This is a genomic window from Leptospira meyeri (assembly GCF_004368965.1).
Taxonomy (GTDB): domain Bacteria; phylum Spirochaetota; class Leptospiria; order Leptospirales; family Leptospiraceae; genus Leptospira_A; species Leptospira_A meyeri.
The window spans coordinates 68,533-93,781 of the sequence record NZ_SORO01000001.1 but is presented as its reverse complement, the minus strand read 5'-3'; the positions used below and the strand labels follow the sequence as shown (position 1 = coordinate 93,781).

At 37.8% G+C, this 25,249-nt stretch carries 21 protein-coding genes; 14 read left to right on the top strand and 7 right to left on the bottom strand.

Annotated elements, in window-relative coordinates:
- Positions 1-38: 38 nt before the first annotated feature.
- Both CLV96_RS00450 and CLV96_RS00445 read left to right on the top strand, forming a co-directional pair.
- The gene (locus CLV96_RS00450) at positions 39-1,280 is read left to right on the top strand and encodes an MFS transporter (protein ID WP_004783690.1); all 1,242 of its coding nucleotides are present in this window, start codon (positions 39-41) and stop codon (positions 1,278-1,280) included.
- A 43-nt stretch (positions 1,281-1,323) separates the two neighbouring features.
- Positions 1,324-1,509, top strand: a complete 186-nt coding sequence (locus tag CLV96_RS00445; protein WP_004783670.1) for a hypothetical protein — start codon at positions 1,324-1,326, stop codon at positions 1,507-1,509.
- Here CLV96_RS00445 and CLV96_RS00440 read toward each other — a convergent pair whose 3' ends face one another.
- From CLV96_RS00440 to uvrC, 4 genes are read right to left on the bottom strand one after another with little or no spacing between them, the layout of a single operon-like run.
- On the bottom strand, positions 1,510-3,117 hold the full coding sequence (locus CLV96_RS00440) for a phospholipase D-like domain-containing protein (protein ID WP_004783961.1): 1,608 nt from the start codon (positions 3,115-3,117) through the stop codon (positions 1,510-1,512).
- The gene (locus CLV96_RS00435; protein WP_004783949.1) at positions 3,114-4,544 is read right to left on the bottom strand and encodes an LA_2168 family protein; all 1,431 of its coding nucleotides are present in this window, start codon (positions 4,542-4,544) and stop codon (positions 3,114-3,116) included. Before CLV96_RS00435 ends, CLV96_RS00440 begins: the two co-directional genes overlap by 4 nt.
- The gene (locus CLV96_RS00430) at positions 4,541-7,372 is read right to left on the bottom strand and encodes an LIC11755 family lipoprotein (RefSeq protein WP_004783650.1); all 2,832 of its coding nucleotides are present in this window, start codon (positions 7,370-7,372) and stop codon (positions 4,541-4,543) included. Before CLV96_RS00430 ends, CLV96_RS00435 begins: the two co-directional genes overlap by 4 nt.
- A gap of 36 nt (positions 7,373-7,408) precedes the next feature.
- Positions 7,409-9,250, bottom strand: coding sequence for an excinuclease ABC subunit UvrC (gene uvrC, locus CLV96_RS00425; RefSeq protein ID WP_004783795.1), 1,842 nt, complete (start codon positions 9,248-9,250; stop codon positions 7,409-7,411).
- A 65-nt stretch (positions 9,251-9,315) separates the two neighbouring features.
- Between uvrC and CLV96_RS00420 the strand changes: the two genes are divergently transcribed.
- The 12 genes from CLV96_RS00420 (at position 9,316) to CLV96_RS00365 (ending at position 21,072) form a co-directional block, all read left to right on the top strand.
- Entirely contained in the window at positions 9,316-11,820 is a 2,505-nt protein-coding gene (locus CLV96_RS00420) for a methyl-accepting chemotaxis protein (RefSeq protein WP_004783716.1), read from the top strand.
- Positions 11,813-12,343, top strand: a complete 531-nt coding sequence (gene lepB / locus CLV96_RS00415) for a signal peptidase I (protein WP_004783602.1) — start codon at positions 11,813-11,815, stop codon at positions 12,341-12,343. The genes CLV96_RS00420 and lepB overlap by 8 nt, the downstream gene beginning before the upstream one ends.
- Positions 12,303-13,247 (top strand): DUF2157 domain-containing protein, encoded by a 945-nt coding sequence (locus CLV96_RS00410; protein WP_243836367.1) that lies wholly within the window; start codon positions 12,303-12,305, stop codon positions 13,245-13,247. Before lepB ends, CLV96_RS00410 begins: the two co-directional genes overlap by 41 nt.
- Entirely contained in the window at positions 13,244-14,179 is a 936-nt protein-coding gene (locus tag CLV96_RS00405; protein ID WP_004783659.1) for a DUF4401 domain-containing protein, read from the top strand. Before CLV96_RS00410 ends, CLV96_RS00405 begins: the two co-directional genes overlap by 4 nt.
- The gene (locus tag CLV96_RS00400) at positions 14,176-14,691 is read left to right on the top strand and encodes a GDYXXLXY domain-containing protein (protein ID WP_004783697.1); all 516 of its coding nucleotides are present in this window, start codon (positions 14,176-14,178) and stop codon (positions 14,689-14,691) included. Before CLV96_RS00405 ends, CLV96_RS00400 begins: the two co-directional genes overlap by 4 nt.
- Before the next feature lie 284 nt (positions 14,692-14,975).
- Complete coding sequence (gap, locus tag CLV96_RS00395; protein ID WP_004783923.1) at positions 14,976-15,983, top strand: type I glyceraldehyde-3-phosphate dehydrogenase; 1,008 nt, start codon at positions 14,976-14,978, stop codon at positions 15,981-15,983.
- Between the two features lies 1 nt (position 15,984).
- Entirely contained in the window at positions 15,985-17,175 is a 1,191-nt protein-coding gene (locus tag CLV96_RS00390; protein WP_004783569.1) for a phosphoglycerate kinase, read from the top strand.
- A gap of 1 nt (position 17,176) precedes the next feature.
- On the top strand, positions 17,177-17,926 hold the full coding sequence (gene tpiA / locus CLV96_RS00385; RefSeq protein WP_004783811.1) for a triose-phosphate isomerase: 750 nt from the start codon (positions 17,177-17,179) through the stop codon (positions 17,924-17,926).
- Positions 17,927-17,935: 9 nt separating this feature from the next.
- Complete coding sequence (gene secG / locus CLV96_RS00380; protein WP_002974121.1) at positions 17,936-18,268, top strand: preprotein translocase subunit SecG; 333 nt, start codon at positions 17,936-17,938, stop codon at positions 18,266-18,268.
- A complete protein-coding gene (locus CLV96_RS00375) occupies positions 18,228-18,896 on the top strand; it encodes an LIC_12096 family protein (protein WP_004783743.1) in 669 nt (222 codons plus the stop codon). Before secG ends, CLV96_RS00375 begins: the two co-directional genes overlap by 41 nt.
- Positions 18,897-18,898: 2 nt before the next feature.
- Positions 18,899-20,044, top strand: a complete 1,146-nt coding sequence (locus CLV96_RS00370) for an LIC_12097 family sensor histidine kinase (RefSeq protein ID WP_020777367.1) — start codon at positions 18,899-18,901, stop codon at positions 20,042-20,044.
- Entirely contained in the window at positions 20,041-21,072 is a 1,032-nt protein-coding gene (locus tag CLV96_RS00365) for a response regulator transcription factor (RefSeq protein ID WP_004783981.1), read from the top strand. Before CLV96_RS00370 ends, CLV96_RS00365 begins: the two co-directional genes overlap by 4 nt.
- 62 nt (positions 21,073-21,134) lie before the next feature.
- Here the strand turns inward: CLV96_RS00365 and CLV96_RS00360 are convergent, their stop codons facing one another.
- The 3 genes from CLV96_RS00360 to argS are packed head-to-tail and all read right to left on the bottom strand — an operon-like array spanning position 21,135 to position 25,248.
- Positions 21,135-22,202, bottom strand: a complete 1,068-nt coding sequence (locus CLV96_RS00360) for a hypothetical protein (RefSeq protein ID WP_004783944.1) — start codon at positions 22,200-22,202, stop codon at positions 21,135-21,137.
- Position 22,203: 1 nt separating this feature from the next.
- Positions 22,204-23,460 (bottom strand): nicotinamide-nucleotide amidohydrolase family protein, encoded by a 1,257-nt coding sequence (locus CLV96_RS00355; RefSeq protein ID WP_040916975.1) that lies wholly within the window; start codon positions 23,458-23,460, stop codon positions 22,204-22,206.
- A 6-nt stretch (positions 23,461-23,466) separates the two neighbouring features.
- Positions 23,467-25,248 (bottom strand): arginine--tRNA ligase, encoded by a 1,782-nt coding sequence (argS, locus tag CLV96_RS00350; RefSeq protein WP_004783838.1) that lies wholly within the window; start codon positions 25,246-25,248, stop codon positions 23,467-23,469.
- Position 25,249 lies beyond the last annotated feature (1 nt).

Genomic DNA, 25,249 nt, shown 5'->3' with positions numbered 1-25,249 from the left:
TGCCCCAAATGAATAACAAATAATCATTGGCTAAAGAGATGAAGAAAAACCTTTCTTTGGCCATTTTCAAACACCGCGATTTTCGATTTTTTATTATCGCTAGATTCTTCATGGTTCTTGCGATCAACATCCAAGCAACCATTGTCGGTTGGCAAGTTTATGAACTGACTGGCAGTGTTTTGGATTTAGGTCTCGTCGGACTTTTTGAAGCAATACCTTCCATCATCGTTTCACTTTACGCAGGCCATCTAGCTGATCTCCGAGATAGGCGCAATATCATTGTCGTTTGTTTATTCTTTTTGTTTGTTTGTTCATTAACACTTTTTGCATTTACTGGACCTTTGGCTTTTTTACTCGAAACTTACAAAGCCTATCCGATCTTTTTAGTCATTTTGGTTTCCGGAATTGCTAGAGGATTTATTTCTCCGGCGATCTTTAGTTTTGTGACACAACTTGTTCCAAGAGAACATTACCCACATTCCGCTGCCTGGATGGGCACCTCTTTCCAAGCGGGTGCTGTCATTGGCCCCGCTCTCGGAGGAATTGTATATGGAACTTTTGGCATGCAAGCGGCGTATGCTCTCGATTCTATTTGTATTGGACTCCCCTTTTTATTATTCTTTTGGATCGCAAAAAGAAACCTTCCAGAACGAAAAGAAAAAGAAGCTCTGAAGGATAGCCTCCTCGTGGGACTTCGCTTTGTTTTAAAAAATGAAATCATGTTAGGTGCAATGGCACTTGATATGTTTGCTGTTCTTTTCGGTGGAGCCGTAGCCCTTTTGCCAGTGTATGCAAAAGATATTTTATTCGTCGGTTCTGAAGGCCTAGGATATTTACGTGCAGCCCCATCACTTGGAGCACTGCTGATGGCTTACTACCTCACATACAAACCACCACTTGAAAAATCAGGGAGAGTTTTGCTTTTCTGCGTATTTGGTTTTGGTGTTTGTATGTTAGTGTTTGGTATTTCTCATTCCTTTTTCCTTTCACTTTTTGCCTTATTTTTATCGGGAGTCTTTGACAGTGTGTCTGTTGTCGTTCGCTCTACCATTATGCAGACAATGACACCGGAAGAGATGAGAGGACGAGTGAGTGCAATTAACAAAGTGTTTATTGGTTCTTCCAATGAGATTGGTGCCTTTGAATCAGGGGTTTCCGCAAAAATCCTAGGCCCGGTTGGATCTGTTGTCTTTGGTGCAACAATGACCATACTCATAGTATTTTTTACGTTTCGTTTTTCTCCTAAGTTGAAAGAGTTAGAACTGAAAAACTGGGTCTAAAAGTGCTTGGAAAATCTCTTTTCCAGTGGATACTGGACAAGCCATGTCAGATTTAATCCATGATTCCAAAATTCCAGCAGATAAAAAACACACTCTTATCTTGCTCATACAAACGATGTTAAACGATGTGAACAAACAAATCACTCATTTGGGAATCAACAACTACATGAAACTCCAAGATGAAATTGCGAAGATCCTTGTTCCAGTCATAGAAGATAAAATGGAATGATTAGTCGTTTGAACATACTGGTGATTGTTTTCCTTTTGCCTCCAACCGGTTTTTAAGAAATACCACCCACTCCGGTGGTTTCATTTTCTCTTTTGTGTGACAAAAAGAAAGAGTCCTTTTTTCCGAATGTACCCAAAACCATAAGTTTCTCCCTTTCCAAAAATCAGTTTGGCCTAAAATTGTTGAGTTCGCATCCAACAAATAAAACTCTTTTGGATGGGATCCATCCCAAAAAGAAATCGAATGGATCCTTTCGCCATTAGAAAGGCTTAGTTTTGTACCCAAAAAATAATTCTGGAATCCCAATTGTAGATTGGATCCTTCACTTTCTTCCCAGATTGGATCCAAAATTTTTGAATCAAAAATGAACCGCTCCCCTTCTTTTGATCGTTTGATGCCCGTCAAACCAAGCGTTTGTTTGTATGCGCTGGAAAGCCCATTGGAATTAGTATCAAAGATTCCATCTGCATTGAAAAGAAGATTGGTTTGAAAAAGAGAATTTTGAAATTGATAAATTGAAAACATCCGAATGTCTCCATTGTTACTTAAATTTGTTCCCCCATCGAAGTTTGATGGAAGGGGATTGGCCATCCACAAAATCCGCTTCCATTCCATTAAAAATTCCTTTGCGATCAAAGGATGGTCCAATCTTACAAATATTTCCTTATTTTTATCTCTCGCTGAAACAGAATAATTATAAGAACCTGTATAAACAATTTGGTCATCTATGATCATTGTTTTGTGGTGCAACAATCCTCCTAAATAACGGTCATCTTTGAATACAAAATCAACATTTCCATCTTCCCAAATTTGAGAAGGATATTCTAAATGTTGGCTTAAGTAATTTCCTTCTGGGTTCGTAGACATAGGAGAATTGTAAATAGCTTCGATCCGAACGCCCCTTCTACTTGCCTCAAGGAGTTTCATACTAAGTAAAGGATCATAATGAGAATAAATCAAATATTTGATTGAATGTTTCGCCGAATCCACAGCCTCAAGTAACTCCTGTTGAATTTCAAGGCCGGCTTCAGGTGAAACCCAATAAACTAAAGGCCCAATTCGAAAAGATCCATTTGGATTTTTTCCATCTAAGGTTTTTGTGATCTCTTCCCATTCTTTTTGAGAAATATTCTGTGTCCAAAAGACATTGTTGTCAGTGGCAAGGCCATGAGTTGTAAAGTTACCAGTTCCAGCAAAAAAGCGAGATTGGTCAAATATCCAGATTTTTGTGTGGTGAATCCCCGAGCCAGACCATCGTTGGATTCCCAATCCCAGTGATTCTAATTCCGAATAATCTTCCTCTTTATCACCAAACAATTCAATACGAATACCAGACTTTTGTTTCAGATAAAGTTCAGTTAAAATTTCGTAATCATCGATAGAATATAAATAAGCTCGAATGGAAACTTTTGCCTTTCTGATTTCGGAAAGTAAAACATCCTTTACGATTCGTTTTTTTTCATCCGCAACTTCTCGTCCTGGATACGAAAAGTATAATTCGGAAATCGGAGAAGAACCATACAATAGTGAAGTTAAATCAGAATTTGATTTTGGCTTCTGGCAAAAGTTAAGGAAAACTAACAAAAAGACAGCACCAATTCGTTTCATATTTCCAACCTCCCGAATATATAACCAAAATTGGATTTGAGTGCAAAGGAATCTGGAACAAACAATTGAGACAAACCGATTCCCAATTCAAAGGAAGAATCTTCTTTTAAAGAAAGTTCGAGTAAACCTTCTCCGATATAAAATACTTCAAAGTCTCTTTTTTGAAAACTGATTCGCCCGTCACTTGGTCTTGTGACTTGGTAAGGCAAAAAATATGTACCTATGAGTTTTAGAAGAACCTGATGATAGGTGAATTGCAAAACAAGTTCACTTAAATATCCGAATGATCGACCTTCTCTTAAAGCATAGTTTTTTTCATATCCACCTTCCGTTAAGGCCGCCGATGGGAAAATACGAAAGATTTGTGATAGATATGGTGTTTGTGCAGGGTGGGAACCCATTGATACATAACCATCTCGGATGATTTGGTTCTTTTGATTCCTTTCTTCTCTATCAGAAATAAAATGAGAACTGCGGACTAATAAACCTCCATAACGAAATTCTGATCCCAATTGGATTGCTTCACCCGCAATCGGAATCGAACTGGATTGGGCAGCAACTTTTGAATTGGTTCTGTCGTTTCCCTTTGCCCATAAAAAATCAAATTGGATATCCCAGATTTCTGCATCAAATCGAAATCCAACATTGCCGTTGAGGAGCGAATCCCCATCCGCCCCTGATGTTTTTGTTTCTTTTGTGTGGTCTTTTACATGTTTCCCCCAACTACCCAGTTCTACATACTGAATGCCCAAACGAAGGGAAAGATACTCTCCATAAATAAGACCAAACGAATGCCTTCTGTGATGATTAACGTTTGTTCCACGGTTCTGATTTCTAAAAGCTATATCGATATTTTCCTCTTCAACGGGGATTGGCAGAAAAGTTCGAAACCTGTCTTTTTCAAGTAAGATGACACCCGAATAATGATCCCAAAGAAAAAACTGAAGGGTGAGATTTGGTTGCGGAAGAAATTCCAAAAAGACTCCATCCCCACCATCGTAACTTGATCCAAAACTTTTTGGACGGAATAAATGTTCTCTACGACCAAGACCGAAAAGAAACTTTGAGGTTTCGTAACCGATATAATGATTTTTTCCTAAATAAAAAGGCCTAAGACCTGTTTCTTTCCCTGATGTTAATTGAATATTTAAATCCCAGACAACCTTTTCTCTTTTATTTTTATCTTTCAGACCGACAAACATAGATTCACCGGAAACTCTGTTCAAATAAGATGTATCCTGAAATTCTCTTCCCATCTGATGGATTTGAAAATCCCATCCTGGCGATTGAAATTGATATGTCTGTTTTTTCTCTTTAAAAAAAAATTCATACCCTAAAATTCCGACTTCAACTCCGACGGCTTGGACTGACCTATTACCAGCTAATACAAATAAGCTAGTAACAAAAAACTTTTGTAACGAGTTCAAAATTCCTCGCGAAAAATTTCATAATCAAGAGGAGACATCCCGGAAGCACCAGATTTTAACCAAAGAAATTCCCCAGTGATGACGGGAAGGTAAAACGAAGAAAAACTTTCTTTTTGTCCAAAGGAAGAGATCAGGATGGACTGCTGTGCTTGTTTTTTTCGTAACTGGATGAATTCTCCTGAAGAAATTCCGTTTCCAATCGTTTGTGTTGTTTTGACAGTGAGAAGTAAATCTGATTCAGAATGAAAAATGGGTAAAAACCAATCCTTACCATCAGGATCAACAATCCAGGCACAAACATTCGGATCAAGAATCGTGCGATTGGTTTGGAATTTTTGGCCGTTTTTTCCCAATGGAGTGACGCTAGGAAAACGAGATTGGTAAGAAGTAAGTTCATCAACAGAGACTTCATCTTCAACCAAATACAAACTTAAATCTTCTGATGCATCCGATCGGTTACAAATATAAATCCATTCGTTTTGTGAATCTTTTGGATTAGGAAAAATTGCTTCGATTTGAACGGGACCTTTACGTTCCAAAAAACTTTTTGATTTAATTAAGGAGGGATCTGACCAATAAGAATAAAGTTGTTCTTCAGAAAAAAAAGAAGATAAACCGATATCATTTAATTGATAATTCTGATTTCCAAGCGATACGTAGGATATCGGAATTTTCAAGTTTCCATTACCTAGTTGAACATTCGTTTGGCTCCCTAAAGATAAGTTAGTAAAATATCTTCCCTGAATATTTAATTTTTCAATTTCTAAGCTACGTTCTTTCGCCATACCTGGGCTCCTCCAATCCCCGGAACAAAGAGTCGAAGGAACCAGTGAATTGGAAAATTGGATTGGATTTGGTTCTGGGTGCAAAGACCTCGTTTCCCCCAAAGTTTTTTCTTTTGCAAACTTTGGATCCCAAGAAAGTAAAGTTGGGGAGGTATTTTGAATCCCTAAAAAACGCAGTGAAGAGAGGGTATTCGTAAAAAAATCATCAGGTAATTGATAAAATAAAATTCCATTACAAACAGAGGGCTCTGTTCCTAAAGTTAGGATGGTTTTGCCTTCCGGTTTCCAAAATAAAAATTGATTTCCGTTTTCTCTTTCGAATAAGACAAGGCCTTCTTCTCTACCTTGGAATCCAAAATCCAAAAACGGAGATTGATTCGGTCCATACTCTAATAAATCTGTAGAAATATAACTCGCAAAATGTTTGTTTGGTTTCCCTGGACTAAATTGAAACCCGTAATCCAAAAATTCCGATGAAGAACCTTCTCTTGGATGGGGAAATTCCATTTCCGATTCCCGAACGATTGAATATCGATTTTGTTGGTTAAAACGAAGTAAATGAAAAATACGAGAATTGGGTAGGAATTCTTTTTTTTCCTGACTCTTTCGATCTTCCCAAACGAATTTTGGAATTTGGAAAACAAATTTGGGAATCGAAAAAGGTTTTTCTTTTGCTTTAAGATCCCAACCAAACCAAAGTTTTTTTGAAATGATAAAATAGGAATTGGATTGAATCACCCATTCATCAGCAGACAGAGGATATATGGTATCATTGTAAATCCAGTTGAGAGAAGATGCGTCACAACTTTCTCCTTTGTTTTGAAATTCAAAAAAACTAGGGAATGGAAATTGGGAATCAAATTGGTTCCCAGGATAAAATTCAGTAATTTGAAATTGTCCAGAGGAACAACTAGGAAAACCACCTTCTTTCGGTTTGATTTGGAATTGATTTGGTAACCCTGGGTTTCCGCAAAATCGATCCGTCCCAGTCCAAAACTGAAATTGGTCTCGGCAAGATACAGGATGAAACTCGTTAGAAAAAAATTCATCCCCTTGGCGGAAATTAAATTCGGAATCTATATATTCTGAATTTCCCCACCAAATCTTTGTTTTAGTTCCAATATTTGATCCATATTCTTTGGGAAGGGAAATTCCATGAAACTTTGGTTCATCTGAAAAAAGGACAATCCCTTTCGGAAGGATCAACTTGGTCCGTTTCGAAAAATCCTCAGAACGAAAAGAAGTTTTAGAACCTTCTTTTTCCCAACCCAAAGACTCCGACCGGGGACAAAGAAACGTTTCTTTCGGATTTTCCCATTCCAGAAACCTTTGGAAACTGGACTCTGAATGCCGAAACATTTCCGAAACCACAGGTTCCCCTGGTTCGCATTCAGAAAACCACTCTTCATTTTGGGTCTGAATTTTTTCTGTAATGGCACCAATGTCAGGACAAGGAAGTTCAAAAGACAAAACAAGTTGTTTGTTTAGAGTTCCTTTGAGTTGGTGCGAAGAAAACAATACCTCACATTGATCCACAGTTCGTTGTAAAAAAATTGGATGGGGAAGACCAAACGTTTGGTAGGTAACAAACCCATTCGACCAAATCTGAGAATCCCAATCCAAAACAAATCCCAACTTGTCGGATTCTTTTTTCCAATTCCCGTATTCTTTGAGAGTTGCAGACCATCCCTTTCCCTTTTCTAACCAGGAGGTATATTCATTTTTTTCTTCCTCTAAAATAGAAAAGCCAAGTCTCCATTTTTCAAAAATGGATTCATCCGTTTTCCAACAGATTCGGAACTTCCCACCTAACTCTCTTCTATACAAGGAAAGCGGTAAGGAATATATGCAAAGAAGACCAGATTCATAACCAAGTTGGTTCGTATCTTCGATGACATTCCCCTCTTCTTCTAAATTGCCGTATTGAAACTCGAGGTAAGGAGAATCTCCAAACGGACCACCAAACATGAAAAAGGGGGTCTCTTCCTTATTTTGACAGGAACAGAGGAGAAAAAAAAGAAGGATTTTGATTTGTTTTTGCATCTCCCACCTCAAGGCTTTTGGGTGGGAAAAAGGAAGTTATGGTTCTATCTTTTTTAGTTTTTGGATTCCATCATAAATTTTTTCCGCAAGCACAGGTCCAATTCCAGGAACTTTTTGTAATTCCTCTTTTGTGGCATCTGTGACTTTCTTTTTAGATTGGAAATAAGAAAGAATACTCTTTCGCCGACTTGCTCCAACATCTTCCATATCATCTAAAATTGTTTTTAGTGCTTTTTTCTTTCTTTGGATACGTTGGAATGTCACTCCAAATCGGTGTGCTTCATCCCTCAAATTCCGAAGAAGACGCATCATCGGGGAATGAATGTCAAAACTATATGGATATTTTTCTCCGGGAAAATAAATCTCTTCTCTCTTTTTTGCAAGGCCCACCATCGGTATATGACCAAGTTCCAAGGCATTCGCTGCTTCTGCAGCACGAGATAGTTGAGTCAGACCACCATCGATGACGATTAAATCGGGAAGAGGTTCTTCTTCATTCATCAAATGGCTGAGCCTTCTCGCAATTACCTCATGGATCATTCCTGGGTCATTGATTCCTTCATACCCACGCATTTTATAATGACGATAACCAGCCTTATACGGCTTTCCGTCGACAAACATGACTCCACTAGCAACAGGGGATGAACCTTGGAAGTGAGAAATATCATAACATTCAATGGTTCTTGGTAGAACTGGTAGTTTTAATTTTTCTTGGAGTTCTTTCATTGCAACTGATTGGTCGCGAAGTTTCGTAGCAAGGATACGTTCGGTTAAACTCAGATCTGCATTTTTTTCTGCCAAACGGAGAAGTGATTTTTTAGGTCCCATTTCTGGAAACTTCAGTTTGATTGATGTTCCAAATTTTTCAGTGATGGCTTCTACAAATACATCGTAATTACCTTTGGCAGAAGGAGGTAAAAATAAAATACTCGGAAGGAGGGTGACATTCAAATAATAATCACGAAGAAAGGAAGTAAATACTTCTTCATCATCAGAAAAGGAAAGACCCGTGATTGGAAAAGATTTTTTCCCTTCTAACCGCCCGCCTCTCACTTCTAAAATGACAACTTGGCCTTCATCATCACGTTTACTGATTCCTAAAATATCTTCATCACCCCCATCCATACTGACAACGGTTTGTTTTTCACGGACTTGGTTGATTTTTTCGATCCTTGCCTTTAAGTAACCAGCTCTCTCATATTCCATTCGTTCAGATGCTTGAATCATCGAAGTTTTGAGCCCAGCAACCAATCGTTCTTTTTTTCCTTCTAAAAAACTTAGGATCTCATCGACTAATTCTCCGTAGGTTTCTTTTGTAACATTTCCTTGGCAAGGACCAAGACAACGACCCATATGAAAATTCAGACAAGGCCGTTGTGGTTTTGCAAGTGGGAGTTTGAGTTTCGTTTTACGGATTGGAAAGATTCGATGAATTAATTCTAAAGTATCGCGAGCAGCCTTTACATCGGTAAATGGCCCAAAGTAGCGATCCCCATTGTCTTTTACGTTTCTAGTCAAAAAAACCATAGGAAAGTCTTCACTTGTTGAAACACAAAGGAAGGGGTATTTTTTATCGTCTTTTAACCTAACATTAAACTTTGGATTGTATTTTTTGATGAGTGTAGCTTCAAGAAGCAAAGCTTCCTTTTCCGTACTTGTGGCAATCCAATCCAGGTCGTACAACTCGACATAGAGGGCCCGCGTTTTACGATCTTTCTGGTTTGGATTTAAATAAGACCGAACCCTTGATTGTAATTTGAGAGCCTTTCCAACATAAATCACAATCCCCTCTTCATTTTTCCAGAGGTAACATCCAGGTTGGCTTCCTAAATTTTTAATCTTTTCTTGGATGGTTTTTAGAATGAGTTGGTCTTTCATTATCGTTTTATGCGGGAATTTTACGTTTACAATTCTTAGACAATTTGTATCCCTAGGGTATGGATATGCGTAAATTGATCAAATTTATAATTTTTGGTCTAGAAGGTTTTAATTACGGAATCGGCTTCCCCACTCTCCTTGCTTATATTTACTTTTTTACAGAATGGTCGGGAGAAGAATTTCAAATTATTCTAATTTCGACATCCATTTCTGTCTTTTTTATCTTAATTTTCTGTGTTACTTTCTACTGGATTCGGTTTGCTTCCGTGAATCGGATTGGAAAACCAGAATGCACCAAACGCGATCAAATTAAGGCCTATTTTTGGTTGGATCATTTAGCCCAAGTGGCCATGATCGATGTCATCATTCGTTATGCGATTGGATTTTTATTTGTCCTTGGGTCTTTATACTTTTACCAACATTCCAAAAACTTTGTCCTCATGAGCGAAATGGGGATTGGTCTTTGTCTGACCTTAGCCTTCACAGTCATCTTCCAATCTATTTTTATTGATTATGTAGAAAACAAATTCAATATCAAAAAGATCCTTCTTTCCATTCGTATCGATCATAATAAAAGAATCAATACAAGAAAACTCTCCCGAAATTTGGGATTCCAAACTGTCCTTTCCTTTCTTGCGGCAATCCTCGTTTTGTTTATTATCAATTACCGGATGAATTTTAAACAAGAGTTAGACTTGGTACATTCCAGTATGGAACAATCAGTAATGGATTCTGAGACACTGATGCGTGTGACCCTTGTTGACTTTCGAGACAGGCTTACACTATCAATATTTGCTGAAAACAAACTGAAAGACCAAATTGTCCGTAAAAACTTACAAGGGATTCGTTCGGTTCTCAACGAAATCCAATTAAAAAGTACAAACCATGCTGTAGAAGCCCTCTTCTTTTATAAACCAGAAGAAGGAATTTTTGTATCTACCAATGAATACGATCGTTCCAAAACCGGTAGTATATTTTTTATCGAAGATGTGGACTTGGCAAAACAAGGTCCTCTGAGACATACAAGCATTCGTTCTCGTATTTCGGGTGACATTGTTTCTCCTTACACCCTTCCCGTTTACCAAAATGATCAATTTTTGGGTTATGTCGGAGGATTTTTAAATATCGGGAAACTCTCTAGTTTCATTTTAGGTAATATAAAAATTGGAACTTCTGGAAAGGTTGGTTTTTTCGATGGGGATGGAACCATCGTATATTACACCAATAAAAAGGAAATCGGAAACAACGCAAAATCAAAGTTAGTTTTTGATACACCTTTCCAAAAAGAAGATGCTCTAGGTTTTATTGACTCCACAGAAGATGGAACTCTCAAACGAATTTTTTATGTGAAAAACCCAGAGTTTAACTATATTATCTTCTGCATTTTTGAAAATGCAGAACTTTATGAAAAAACTCTCACAAGTTTATTTACAACACTTGGAATATCAATTATCGTATTACTCCTAATTGGATTCACCACAGTCCTTGTGATTGAATCCAAACTCAAACCATTAGAACGAATCAAACTCAGAATTTCTGAAATGGTAAAAGGGAATTTACAATCTGATTTTTATGACTCAAGTCGTGATGAAATTGGAAGTATGGCCAATGCCATGTTTGACTTTCAAACCAAACTCCGACAAATCGTAAACCAAACACAAACGGTTTCAAATGAACTCACAAACACTAGTTCCGATATTTACGAGTCCATGTTGTCTCTATCGGATGCGGCACAAAACCAAGCAGCAAGTAGTGAAGAAATTTCTGCTTCAGTAGAAGAAATTACAGCTGGGATTGAAAGTGTAGCACAAAGAACAGAAACCCAATCCTTCACCCTGGTTTCTCTTATGAAAAAAATGACAGAACTCAATCATGCCGTTTCTGAAATTGACAAAAAATTTCAAGTTGCCGATGTGCGAGTAGAAGAAATCACAAACGATGCCAAATTAGGAGAAAAGTCCTTAGGAGAAATGAAACTTTCAATGGACAAAATTTTCCAATCTTCTTCAGAAATGACAAACGTTGTTGAAATCATTCATAATATCTCAGAACAGATCAACTTACTTGCATTAAATGCAGCAATTGAGGCGGCCAGAGCTGGAGCGAGTGGCAGAGGATTTGCTGTGGTTGCCGATGAAATTTCAAAACTTGCAGACAAAACGGCAAAATCAATTGATGATATCGAAGAACTCATCAAACAGAATGAAGGTGAGATCAAACAGGGTCAGGAAAAAATTGACCAGTCCATTGTGATTTTAAGTGAAACCATTTCAGGTGTGAACTCGATCAACCAAATGACAAAAGAAATTCGTTCCGTAGTCAGAAAACAAATTGAAACCAACGAAGAAGTCAACGAAGGTGTAACCCAAATTCGAGAACTTTCTGAAATGATCAAAGAAGCCACAGATGAACAAAAAATGGCTATGCTTGAAATTTCCAGATCTATGGCAGAAATCAATAACCATGCTCAAACTACTGCCATGTCCAGTGAAGGAACCAAATCTAGTTCCCAAACCATGAACCAACTATCCGAAAGCCTTAGGAGAGAAATTAACTACTTCCATGTCTAAATCAAAAAACAAAGTTCCTTTCAAAACAAGGCTACTTGCATTTGTTATCCCTCTCGCTTGCGGCCTAATAGCTGCTTTGATCGTTAAATACTATATCATCACTCCAGTCCACATTCCAAACCAGTTTATGGAGCCTACTTTAAAAAATGGATCTACCGCCTATTTTAATCGATGGTTCCGTTCCAAACAATTGGGAATTGGTGATGTGGTCCTTGCTCGCTCTCCTCTTGACCCTGATTCTGTTTTCATTGCAAGGATCGTTGGCAAACCGGGCGATACCGTTTATGTCCAAAAGCGAATGGTATTTCGCAATGGTACCCTTCTCGATCCTGCAAGTTTTCCTGAGTCCTCATCAAACGATATCCCAATGATCCCGCAAGGAAAAACAGAATCGGATGATATGCCAAAAATGACGGTTCCCGAAAAATCCTTTTTTCTACTTGCTGACAATCGGGAACTCGGAGTGGATTCTAGAACTTTAGGTGTCATCCAAGAAAGTCATGTCATTGCCACCTTATGGTAAAAAAGATTTAGAAGATTGGATTCATTTTTTTGAATCCACTTTGCTCATCATAGGATCTGCCCTTCTGCTTTCGGGAATTTTTTTCCTAGTTGCTTTCAACTGGAATCTTCTCGATCGGTTCACAAAACTTGGGATCATTTTCCTCCTTAACATTGTATTTTATCTTTTTACCTTTTTTTTCCGAAAAAAAGAACTCCTATTTGAAATTGGTCTCACGATTCTTTTTTTCTTAACAGGCTCCGCCTTACTTGTGTATGGTCAAATTTATCAAACTGGCACTGATGTTTATGATCTTTTTTTGGGTTGGGCCATTTTAACCTTATTTTTGGTTCCCATTTCCCGCTCAGGTGTGGTTGCCGGATTATGGATGGTCTTATTTGCATCCACGGTCTATCTGTATTCGGTTCAAGTCGCAACTGGAAAAGAAAACCACTTTCTTTTCGCGACCACCTCGCTCTTATTTATTTTCATTGGAATCGTTCTTGATTTCCAAAAATCAGAGTTTTATTCGGAAAAAACGAAATCCTTTTTATCAGCTTTAGGAATCTTTTTTGCACTCGGTTTCTTAAACTTAGTCCATGTGATCTTATTTCGAATTCATTCCGAGTTCAGTACCACATTGACTTATGGATTTTTTCAGATTTTACTCCCTCTTCTTTTTTATGGATTCGTTTATATATTTTACAGGTGGTATCGATTTCGGCACTTGAACTTAAGTTTGATCCTACTCTTTGGTTTAGGCCAAATCCTTCTAAAAACAGCAGATCTTTTTGCCATTTGGGCTTATAGTTCAGCCGTTAATTATCTGCTTTTTGCACTTTCTATTACTCTCTATACGGTTTGGGCTGTCTCTCATTTGAACGGATTGCGAAGGATCAATGGTTCAGGAGAAGTTAACCCATGAAAACTCCTTGGTACATAGAAATACTAGGTTTTTTTGGATCCCTTCTTGCAGGCGGTTTTTTCCTTCTTTGTTTCGTGGTTCTCGGACTTTTAAACAACAAACATCTTAATCTTTTTTTGGGAATCTTTGTTATGATTTTGGTTTCGGTCCTTTCCTTTTTACAAACGGGAAGGAAAAAAGAAAGTTTCGGACCTGTCCTATTTTCATTTTTAAACCAAGGTTTTTGTTTATTTCTCTTCGGAGTGTATGAAACTTTTAAACCAGAAGATACTTCTTTCCTTTGGCTTATCCTCTGTTTTCAGCTGATATTCTTTTTCTTCGTTTCAAATCCCATCCAAAGATTTCTCTCACCGATTCTGTTTTTCCTGTTTTCTTGCGTTTTGCTTTTAGAATATAAGTTATTCTATTTTTTCCCTCTCCTCACCATTGTTTGTTTATGTTTATTATTCTATTTTAGTCTTCCTAAAAAAGCAAAAAAACCATTCTACCACCTTCCTTACTCACTCAGTATATCGCTTCTCATCCTGGTTGGTTTTTCTTTTTTTCCCGAATTAAAAGAGATCCCTTGGATAACAAAATGCCAATCCATTATTTTGCTATTAGGTGGATGTTATTTATTATACAAAGAACTAGTTCCAAAGATTAACTTTTTTTCTTTTTTACTTTTTCTCATTTTCTTTATGCTAATTTTTTTGCCAACGTTCCGAACGCCAGGGGTCATAACCTCATCTTTTCTTATCCTTATCGGATTTGCGAGAGGGTATTCCTTTTTATTTTACCTTGCTTGGGTTTCCTTTCTTCTATTCTATTTCGGATTCTATTACGACTTAGAAACAACTCTCTTGGAAAAAGCGAAAATGATGATCGGCTCTTCTTTCTTGTTTTTTGTAGCTTATGTATTTTTAAGATTTTCACCTTTGAGAAAAAAATGAAAAGAGCAAACTGGTTTGTATTTCTCTTAATCAATTTTCTAGTTTTCACTGGATTTCTCACATACTCCGTTTGGGAAAAAGAAAAAATCCGAAAAACGGGGAGGCTTGTCTTTTTACCCTTACTTCCCAAAGATCCAAGGTCTCTTTTCCAAGGTGATTATATGGTCTTAAACTATGATTGGGAAAGATTGGAAACGGATGAAAATGCCAATGCTCCCAAACGTGGTTGTATGGTATTTCGAATTCAAAACGAAGAGTTTATCCCCATTCGTTTGCAGGAGAACTTTACCAATTTATCTTTAGGCGAACATTGTTTAAAATATTACCGAAGTGAGTTTCAATTGAAGATCGGGGCGGAATCTTATTTTTTCCAAGAAGGCGATGCTGAGCTTTTTTCCGAAGCAAAGTATGCTGGCATTCGTTTTTTGGAAAGAGGCAACAATGGAGACAAACTCCTTGTTGGGTTATATGATAAAAACAAACAACGATTAGGCAAAAAAGAACCTTACTAATTCTAAAAAGTAAAAAATGAAAAAAACAAAGTTGCCTTATGACTTTCACTGTATTAGGTATTACCATCCACAAGATTGGCTCACTTGGCCTTAACTCATTTTTTCGGGCCAACCAGAGTCACCGGTAGAGCCCAGAAGCAAGCGGAAAACCAAAGGAAAATGGGAATTTCTTATGGCTTATCCGCACCTTCAGACCTTAAAATGAGTGACAGAGACCCCGAATTCGAAATTCTGTAATTAAAAAATCGTTTCATCTCTCGATACGAGCCTTTTAGGAGAACCTCATGGTAAAAATCGCAATCAATGGTTTTGGTCGCATTGGACGACTTGTACTTCGATCCGGAATCAAAGATCCCAACTTAGAATTTGTTGCAATCAACGACCTTGTGACACCAGACAATCTTTCTTATCTTTTCAAATACGACTCTACTCACGGCCGTTTCAACGGTGAAGTTTCTCACACAGACAACGAAATCATTATCGATGGCAAAAAAGTAAAAACCTTCTCAGAAAGAGACCCAGAAAAACTCCCTTGGAAAGAACTCGGAGTGGACTTCGTCATTGAATCCACTGGTCTTTTTACGGACCGAGTGGGTGCTGAAAAACACATCAAAGCCGGTGCCAAAAAAGTAGTGATCTCTGCTCCTGCAAAAGACAAAGACATTCCTACATTCGTTATGGGTGTGAACCATGAAAAATACGATTCTGCAAAAGACAATGTAGTATCGAATGCATCTTGTACAACAAACTGCCTAGCTCCTATCACAAAAGTGGTTCTTGACAACTTTGGAATCGTAGAGGGCCTTATGACTACCATCCATGCGATGACAGCAACCCAACCGACTGTGGACGGACCTTCTAAAAAAGACTTCCGTGGTGGTCGTGGCGCTGCTCAAAATATCATCCCAGCTTCCACTGGAGCGGCAAAAGCAGTAGGTCTTTGTATTCCTGAAGTGAATGGAAAACTCACTGGTATGAGTTTCCGAGTTCCCACTCCAGACGTATCCGTTGTGGATTTAACTGTTCGCACTGAAAAACCAACATCACTCGCTGAAATCAAAAAGAAAATGAAAGAAGCAAGTGAAGGATCCATGAAAGGAATCCTTGGTTACACGGAAGATATGGTGGTTTCAAACGACTTTCTTGGAGACATTCGTTCTTCTATCTTTGATGCCGATGCTTGTATTGAACTAAGCCCAACTTTTTTCAAACTTGTCTCTTGGTATGACAATGAAATGGGATACTCAAACCGAGTTTTAGATCTCGTACGTTACATGGCAAAAAAAGGCTAAGATGAAATTACCTCTTCTCGAAGAACAAAATCTAAAAGGAAAACGAGTCTTTGTTCGTGTGGACTTCAATGTCCCAGTGGAAAACGGAAAAGCCACGGACAAAACTCGAATCGAAAAAACCCTCCCTACTTTGGAATTACTCATTTCCAAAGGGGCAAAGATTATTCTGGGAAGTCACTTAGGTCGCCCGAAAGGCGGACCTGAGGCAAAATACTCCATGAAACCGGTGTTTGATGTTCTTTCTACACTCGTCAAAACCAAAGTCAGTTTTTCTGACTCAGTGATTGGTGCAGCTGTAGTCAAAATGTCAAATGAGCTTGGGGAAGGCGAAATCCTACTTTTAGAAAACCTTCGATTCCATAAGGAAGAAGAGGAAAACGAAGCCGGTTTCTGTAAGGAACTGGCAAAGCTTGCTGACGTTTATGTCAACGATGCCTTTGGAACCGCACACCGTGCCCATGCTTCCACAGAAGGTGTGGCGCACTTACTTCCTGCGTTCGCAGGACTTCTCATGCGAAAAGAAATTGAAGTTCTCAGTGGACTTCTCGCAAGACCAGAACGCCCTTTTGTGGCGATTGTCGGTGGTTCCAAAGTCAGTTCTAAATTTGCCATCTTAAAGAACCTTCTCGAGAAGGTAGACCACCTCCTCATTGGTGGTGGGATGGCATATACCTTCCTGAAATCCAGAGCCGTTCCCGTCGGTAAATCCCTTGTGGAACCAGAGTTTGAATCCCAAGCCTTCCAACTCATAGACCGTGCGGGAGTCCAAGGGGTTGACCTCCAGATTCCTGTAGACCATATCATTGCGGATGCTTTTGATCCTAATGCCAAAACAAAGTCTGTGGATAAAATGGGAATTTTGGATGGTTGGATGGGTATGGACATTGGTCCCAAAACCATCGATAGTTACGTTAAAGCAATCAAAGAAGCCAAAACCATCCTTTGGAATGGACCAATGGGTGTATTTGAGATGGACAAGTTCTCTAAAGGAACCATTGAGATTGCTAAAGCCATCAGTAAATCCAAGGCAAAAACCGTTGTGGGCGGAGGCGATTCTATCGCTGCTGTGAACAAAGCGGGTGTGGCAGACAAAATCACTCATATTTCCACGGGTGGCGGTGCTTCTCTTGAATTTTTAGAAGGACGCACACTCCCAGGTGTGGAATGTTTACTCCCTAAGGAAGGAAAATAAGATGAGAAAGAAGATCATTGCTGGAAACTGGAAAATGAATTTAACCTTTGCGGAAGCTTCTGCCATCACCAAAGGTTTGGTTTCCGCAACTAACTCCTCTTCCTACGAAGTGATGATTTTTCCAAGTGCTTTGCATCTGGAAACAGTATCTTCCCTTGCAAAAGGATCTAAACTCATCGTAGGTGCGCAGAATGCTTACCAATCAGGACTCACTGCGATGACAGGAGAAATTTCACCAACGCAACTGGCAGAGCTTGGCATCACAACTGTTCTTGTTGGACACTCAGAAAGACGCCAATTCCTAGGAGAAACTTCCGAGTTTGACAACCAAAAGATTTTATATTTTTTAAAGGCAGGCTTCCGCGTTGTGTATTGTGTGGGAGAAACCTGGGCAGAAAGAGAAAAAGGAAACACCTTTTCTGTGTTAGAAGACCAAATCAAAAAAGGTCTAAAAGACATTACAAGTGACCTCTTCTCTAAACTTGTGATCGCTTATGAACCAGTTTGGGCGATTGGAACTGGAAAAGTAGCAACTCCAGTGGAAGCAGAAGAAGCACATGCCTTTATTCGCAAAGAGATTGGAAATTTATTTGTAGGTGCGGGTGCAATCGCTGAGAACATTCAAATTCTATATGGTGGTTCGGTAAAACCGGACAATATCAAAGAACTACTCGCCAAACCAAATATAGACGGTGGCCTCGTGGGAGGAGCCAGTCAAAAATTAGATTCATTTTTAGGACTTTTAAAATAAGGAAACATTATGGGATTTTTTGCAGGAACCATCCTCACACTTTTTATTCTTCTTTCACTCTTTCTGATCCTTCTTGTGATGATCCAAACAGGAAAAGGCGGAAGCGCTGGAATGCTCGGCGGATCTACAGCGAGTCAGTCGGTCTTTGGAGCATCCACTGCTGATGTAATGACAAAAACAACAAGAGTGGCAGCCATTCTATTCATCGTTCTTTCTTTGGCCCTGTCTTTCGTTTTTGCAAAAAAAGACGAAGTGTTGGTTCCCGATGTAGAACCAAGTTTAGAAGCTCCGGTAGAAACTGATGGAACACCTTCCGAAGTACCGGCTCCTACTACTCCTTAGTTTTTTCTCACTGAATGTCAGCCTTTTTGCAGAGTCTGACATTTCTGAAAAAGAAAGTCGTTTAGACAAGGAAATCCTTAGCCTTTATCGAGAGATCGCTAAAGCTAGGGAGTTACTTACCTATGAACACCTCACCTCATTACCAGCAAATACAACCATTAGTTTTATTGGAACCTATCCCAACAGAACAGGAATTCGCATTCGCAAATACAAAGTAGACCCAGACCCACAAAACAAAAACAGAATCAAACATTCTGAAGAAAAATCAATTTTACTAGAATTCAATGGATCCGTTCTCTCCAAAGTGGAAGTACAAGTAATCACAGAAGATACTGAAATTGAACAAAAAACAAAAACAAAGATAACAGACACTTCACCTCTTGATACTTCCTTAAATGATATGGTGATTAGTTTTTCTGGCCTGGATGGAACTGATAGTTTCCCACTTTCCTCCCTTCGTAATGATGAAATCAAAGGGGAAAGAAACGATTTTAAAAAAGACTTTTATATCAAATTCCTTTTAGATTTTCATAGCCAATTAGCTTCAATAACTGCCTTACAAAAAACAGGTGGAAACAAAAACCAGAAGTCAATGTTCAAACAGTTGAACCAGTCTCTAGGATATTAGTTTTGCCTGAAAATTCACAAAACAAAGATAGTTCTTCCGTTGAAAAAGTTGCAGAAAAAGCAAGAGAACTGGAAGCAATTTATGATGTAGTACAAGATCCACTGGTTCTTATCGATTCCGATTTTCAAATCCAAAGAGCCAATCTTGCCACCATTCTTTTTGCAAAGAACAACAAATATGATGAACTACTTGATCGCAAATGTTATGAAGTTTTGTATCAAAGAACAGACATATGTCCTTATTGCCCTAAAATCAATGTAAAGTCGAAAGAAAAGAATCAGACCTATTCCACTCCCATTACACGTGAGATTTTTTTCCGTTCGGAAGATAAAAAACAAACTCTACTTCTGGAATTTTACCCTTACCCCAAACAAGAAGATCTTTTTTGGATGGTCGAGAAAATTTCGGATGTCACCAAACAAAGAGATAAAGAGGAAGAGTCGTTTCGAATGCGAAATCTTGCTTCTCTTGGAATTTTGATATCAGGAATTGCCCATGAGCTAAACAACCCGTTAACGGGCATTAGCCTTACTCTTCAAAACTTAAAAGCGAATTGGCAGAACCAACCGCCAGAACAAATTGAAAAACGTCTGGATATGATTAAAAATGATGTTTCCCGGGCTGCCATCATTGTTTCCGATATCATTTCTTTTGCCAAAACAGATAAAGTCAAAGTAACATTGGGAGATATCGTTGAAACCATCAACCGTGCCAAAGATACGGTGATTCGTCTGTATCCCCATTTAAGTAAAAACATTGTTTGGAGAATTTCTTGCGACCATGACTATCAGTTTCCATTCCATCCTGGAAAAATGGAACGTTTGTTTATGAATTTATTCAGAAACTCACTCCAGGCCTTCGACTATAGGCCGGGCGAAATATCGATAGAACTAAGAAAAACAAAAAACTGGCTTCATATCATAGTGGAAGACAATGCAGGTGGAATTCCAGACTCCATCATTCAAAAGATCTTTGATCCATTTTTTACAAGTAATAAATCTGGAACTGGAACGGGACTTGGTCTATCAATTTGTCACTCGATAGTCAAAGAACATGACGGAAATATATCAGTAAAGTCAAGTGAACAAAAAACGCGATTTACGATCTCCTTCCCTCTCACAAACGATATCACGGAGCAAAGTCCATGAAACAATCCATTTTAATTGTGGAAGATATTCATTCCATCCGAGAAGCCATTATGGATTTACTTAGCACCAAGTTTAATGTTTTTGGTGCGGAACATTTTGAAGAAGCTGTTTGGTATCTAACAAACGAAAAAATTGATTTAACCATTACGGATATTCGACTCCCCGGAAAATCTGGAATTGATTTAGTAAAACTCATCCAAAAAGAATTCCCTCATATACTATACGCCCTGATGACTGCATACAATATCAATGAATACATTAAATATGCAAAAGATCTTCATATCTGGAACATCATCCCAAAGTATAGTTTTTTAGACATCCATCTAATCGAAGTAATGGTAGAAAAGCTTCTTTCCAATGATATTTTCGGAATTGAAAAATATTTCACTGGAGATTTTAAAGTTTATAACCAAAACATAAATAGTGAATTTGAAGAAGCCCCAAACAACGGAATCATATATAAACAAATTAAATCGGATCAAGACCGTTCCATACTTTGTGGTAAAATTTCAAAAAATTTAATCCAATTAGGTGCTCCGAAAGCCATTCAACAAGTGTTAGAGGAACTCACTTCCAATGCAATGATCAGAGCTCCGAGGACTCATGAAGGAGAATACAAATACCAATTCGAAATCCCAAGCCATGATATGGTTGTTCCTCTGGACAATATCCAACTAATGCCGGATGATTATTTTTTAATTGGTTATGGGGCAACAGAAAGTACCATTTTTATTGTAGTTCGTGATCAATTTGGGTCACTTAGAAAAGAAGAAATCCTACATAGACTTGACCGTCATATTAGTATCGATGAATCTACCGGCTTTCCAAAAGGATTAGAAGATAGTCATGGTCGTGGACTTTATATTTGCAGAGAAATTTCCGACCAACTCATCTTTAATATTGAACCCGGAGTTTGTACAGAAACCATCGCCATGATCAACCGAGAAGGAAGGACTGGGTTCAAATCTCTTTCCATTTATGAAGTGGATTCCGCAAAAAAAACAAACCCTAAGACAAAATCCGAATGAATCGGATGGATTCTGAAAACCAGAAACATCAACGATAAAACTTAAAATACCAAGACTTATTTCTAAAAGATTTGAAATTGCATCAAATCCGATTTAGATTGCAGATAAAAAGTAGAGTTAGCCCTTCCTGGGAAAAACCTTAATGGCAACTCAGATGGTGGCATTTTTTTAGATCGAATCAGATTACCCTTGTTATTGTAAAATTGAATTTCTGATTCAGACAAAGCCATGTAGACAGAATCGGTGGCAAATATAGATTGATATACACCACCTGACTTTGTTTTGTTTTTTTCCCAAACCAACTCTCCACTTCTATAAAATGACAGACTATCAGGGAAGTTAAATAGTATAGAGCCATCGTTTCCAATGACAAAATAGAGTTTATGCGGATAAAACTTTGGTAGCGGAAACTCTTCCACTGTTTCCCCAACTTCATCCAAAACTTCAACAAAATCTTTATCTAACAAAGAATAATGGATTGCTGAAAATTTTCCGTTGGGAGACAGAGCCACGGATTTAAAAAAAGAATCTTTTCTCTCTTTGGAAAGATCTTTCTCAAACAGTGCATTTCCTTTTTCATCTAAACGATAGATTTCCCCACCTGAAAATAAAACAATTACACCTTTATTTTTAGAATCAAATTGATAATCAGTTAGAAACCGTCCATTTAACTCTGATTTACCGACTCGGTTTCCGCTCTCATCCATTAGAAAAACCGTATTGTTATCTCCCGATAAATACAAAACTGGAGATGCAAAGTATCCACTCCTTGGATAAGAATTAATAGGTTTTTTCCAAAAGAGTTCTCCTGAATCAGAGAAAAAGTTTACCTCATCTCCAATTTTTTCATATAACAAATAACCATTTGATAACAATGGGAAGTCGACCAAGTACTTTGGATCCATTTCAGGAAATTTTCCTGATTTAAATGAATAATACCTACTTCCTATTTTATATCCATTAATAGTTTTAAATGGATCTTCTCCAATTTTTGGGGACGAAGTTCCAAATCTTCCTTCGCTATTCCAAACCCAAGTCTCTCGAATGTTCGGGACTAAATTTAAGTCAATATCCCAACTAAAATAGAATAAAAGAAAAAAACCAATTGAATAAACAATCGTTTGCCACATGTTATATGTTCCTTTGTTTGAGAGACTGGTATAATAAAAATAAAGCTGTGTTACTTGCGTTTTCTCGTATCCCTTCTCTATTTCCAGGAAAGATATAGGAATGAGTTTGAACTTGCCCATCTGGTGTTTTTAAACCAATCCAAACGGTTCCCACCGGTTTTGATTCGGTTCCTCCATCTGGTCCGGCAATGCCTGTAATGGAAATACAGTAATCTGCTTTGGTTTTTTCAAAAATTCCATTTGCCATAGAACTTGCGGTTTCTAAACTCACTGCACCAAATTGACTTAAGATGTTATGCGAAACACCAAGAAGTGATTCCTTCATTTCATTGGAATAAGTCAGAAACCCACCGACAAAATAGGTGCTGGAACCGGGCGAGTCGGTCAATTTTTTTCCAAGGAGCCCACCTGTACAACTTTCCCCCACAGCGATTGTCAATTTTTTGGAAATTAGTTCTTCATGAACGTAGGCAAAAACATCGTCTGAAATGATTTTAGGATATTGTTTTTCTAACTCATTGACTATTCTTTCTAATTTTTCAGAATAATTCGACTGAAAGATACATTTAATATACCCTCTGTTAGCGGTAACCCCCCATTCCACATCAGAAAACAAACTTTCCCTGTTCTTTTCTACAAAATCTTTTTGGTAGAGCGATTCACCAATATTCCACAACCATTTTGTTTTTTGGACTAAATTCTCTCGAGGGTATAATCTTTTTAGTTCGGGTGTTAGTCTTCGTGTAAACATATCCTTCATTTCTGAAGGAACACCTGGCATACACACTAAATAAGAATCCACTCCTAATGGTTCTACAAATCCTACTGCAATCCCAACATTATTATCTAAAATTTTACAATCCTCGGGGACATGTGTTTGGCGAAGAACTGTCGGAAGGATATCACTATATTGTTTGCCTCTGGATTCATAAACACGGGTTAAGCGAATTTTTGCTTTTTCCACTGAATATGACTTTTTTCCATTCAGCTTCAAAACGGTTTCTAGCGTATAATCGTCTTCAGTAGGTCCAAGGCCACCTGTCATTATAGCAAGTACTGGTTTTGTTTTTGCTAGATCTTTTAAGTTTTGGAGTTCCGATAAAATGAGTTCAGGGTCATCAGGTAAAGCGATAAACTTTTTTACCTTCCAACCTAGTTCAAACAATTGGTTTGCTATCCAACCTGAGTTAGTATCTACGCTACGTCCTGCAGTAATCTCAGAGCCTGTTGCTATAATGACGATATATGGTGTTTCCATTTTTTGTTACTGTTCTGAGTCTTCCTTTGACATCTTCTCAGGTGCAGAAATACCAAGAAGTTTCAAACCACTTTCTAAAGCAAATTTTGTATAAAGCACTAGTGCTAGAAGTGTATCTTTTTCATTTCCAGTTTTGTCTTTGATCCTATTATCTTTTTGGGAATAAAACTTTGTAAAAGACTTACTTAAAGATTGTAAATAGTTGGTAAGCCGATGCGGTTCGAAACTTGTTGCGGTGTCATACACTTCTTCTTGTAATCTTGCAACCCAAAAGAGAAGACGAGTTCGTTCCTCTTGTTTTAAAAATTCTTCAGAAATTCCAGCCTGCAAAAGATTTAAGTCCATTGGAACTTGTAACTCACGAAAAATAGAACAAATCCTTGCATGGGCATATTGGATATAAAACACCGGGTTTTTATCCGATTCGTCTTTTGCTAAATCCAAATCAAAATCAAGAGGAGCATCCGAACTTCTCATTAAGAAAAAATAACGACCCACATCCCTACCTTGTTTTCCTAAATAAGTCAAAAGATCACGCATTGTTTGAAAAATTCCCAAACGTTTGCTCATTTTTACTTTTTCTTTGTTTTCGATTAAGTTTACTTGTTGGGCGATGAGAACTTGAAAATTTTCATCTGCTTTCCCAAAGGATTTCACAGCTCCTTTTAAACGAGCAATGTATCCATAATGATCCGGTCCCCAAATATCAATTAATGTATCAAACCCTCTTTGGAATTTGTTATAATGATAAGCAATGTCGGCCATAAGATAGGTTGGACGACCATCTTCTCTTCGAATCACACGGTCTTTATCATCCCCATAGAGTGTGGACAAAAAATGCAGTTTTCCATCAATCGTAGTTACATCTTCTTTTTTTAAGATGGTAGGAACCTTTTCCACATCCCCTGATTCATGGAGACTGCGTTCACTAAAGAATAAATCAAAGTTTACACCAAATAATGCCAAATCCTCTTTTTGACGACTCAAATTATATTCTACCGCATAACGAGAGAGATAGTTTATGACTTCGTCCCATTTTTCCATAGAAACGCAATCTAAGACAAATTTGGTTCTTTCTTTATCTTCAATACATTGCATGGCAATGTCTTTAATATATTCTCCACGATAACTTTCTTTTGGCAGAATTCTTTTTTTAACAAGATCAATTACAGAATCATTAGAATCTTCTTCTTGGAATTGAATTGAGTCTCCTCTGGATTCAAATATTCGAAGTAAAACTGCAACTCCAAGTAAATACACCTGATTTCCATAATCATTCACGTAGAACTCTCGTTTAACGGTATGACCAAGACTTGTAAGTAAATTAGCTAGCGCATCTCCATAAGCCGCTGATCTGGCAGATACAATATTCATTGGACCTGTGGGATTGGCAGAGACAAATTCAAGTAAGATCTTTTCTTTTCTTGGCGTCTCTGCAAAAACTACTGCTTGCGACATAACAGATCGGACATAGTCGTTCAAAAATTTGGTTTGGATTCGAAAGTTAATAAATCCTGGTGGAGAAAAACTAACAAATTCAAAAAAAGAGTCGTTCTCGATCTCAGCTAATACGGCCTCTGCAATTTCTTTTGGATTTTTATTTAGTATACTTTTGTTTTCTAAAGCAAAAGGAGAAGAATAATCTCCAAACTTTTCATCTCTTGAATATTCAATACGAATTTTTAAGTTTTCTTTAACGGAACTAAGTTTATTTTTTTCTAAATAGGATTCTACAGCTTTCTCTAATTCGGAAAGTACAAGTTGTTTTAATAATTGATTAACATTCATT

Coding starts and splice junctions, on each gene's coding strand:
- uvrC (WP_004783795.1), bottom strand. CDS start 9,250: ATGAAAGACCAACTCATTCTAAAAACCATCCAAGAAAAGATTAAAAAT.
- tpiA (WP_004783811.1), top strand. CDS start 17,177: ATGAGAAAGAAGATCATTGCTGGAAACTGGAAAATGAATTTAACCTTT.
- argS (WP_004783838.1), bottom strand. CDS start 25,248: ATGAATGTTAATCAATTATTAAAACAACTTGTACTTTCCGAATTAGAG.
- CLV96_RS00420 (WP_004783716.1), top strand. CDS start 9,316: ATGCGTAAATTGATCAAATTTATAATTTTTGGTCTAGAAGGTTTTAAT.
- CLV96_RS00400 (WP_004783697.1), top strand. CDS start 14,176: ATGAAAAGAGCAAACTGGTTTGTATTTCTCTTAATCAATTTTCTAGTT.
- CLV96_RS00405 (WP_004783659.1), top strand. CDS start 13,244: ATGAAAACTCCTTGGTACATAGAAATACTAGGTTTTTTTGGATCCCTT.
- CLV96_RS00390 (WP_004783569.1), top strand. CDS start 15,985: ATGAAATTACCTCTTCTCGAAGAACAAAATCTAAAAGGAAAACGAGTC.
- lepB (WP_004783602.1), top strand. CDS start 11,813: ATGTCTAAATCAAAAAACAAAGTTCCTTTCAAAACAAGGCTACTTGCA.
- CLV96_RS00360 (WP_004783944.1), bottom strand. CDS start 22,202: ATGTGGCAAACGATTGTTTATTCAATTGGTTTTTTTCTTTTATTCTAT.
- CLV96_RS00375 (WP_004783743.1), top strand. CDS start 18,228: ATGGAACACCTTCCGAAGTACCGGCTCCTACTACTCCTTAGTTTTTTC.
- CLV96_RS00430 (WP_004783650.1), bottom strand. CDS start 7,372: ATGCAAAAACAAATCAAAATCCTTCTTTTTTTTCTCCTCTGTTCCTGT.
- CLV96_RS00440 (WP_004783961.1), bottom strand. CDS start 3,117: ATGAAACGAATTGGTGCTGTCTTTTTGTTAGTTTTCCTTAACTTTTGC.
- CLV96_RS00365 (WP_004783981.1), top strand. CDS start 20,041: ATGAAACAATCCATTTTAATTGTGGAAGATATTCATTCCATCCGAGAA.
- CLV96_RS00445 (WP_004783670.1), top strand. CDS start 1,324: ATGTCAGATTTAATCCATGATTCCAAAATTCCAGCAGATAAAAAACAC.
- CLV96_RS00450 (WP_004783690.1), top strand. CDS start 39: ATGAAGAAAAACCTTTCTTTGGCCATTTTCAAACACCGCGATTTTCGA.
- CLV96_RS00355 (WP_040916975.1), bottom strand. CDS start 23,460: ATGGAAACACCATATATCGTCATTATAGCAACAGGCTCTGAGATTACT.
- secG (WP_002974121.1), top strand. CDS start 17,936: ATGGGATTTTTTGCAGGAACCATCCTCACACTTTTTATTCTTCTTTCA.
- gap (WP_004783923.1), top strand. CDS start 14,976: ATGGTAAAAATCGCAATCAATGGTTTTGGTCGCATTGGACGACTTGTA.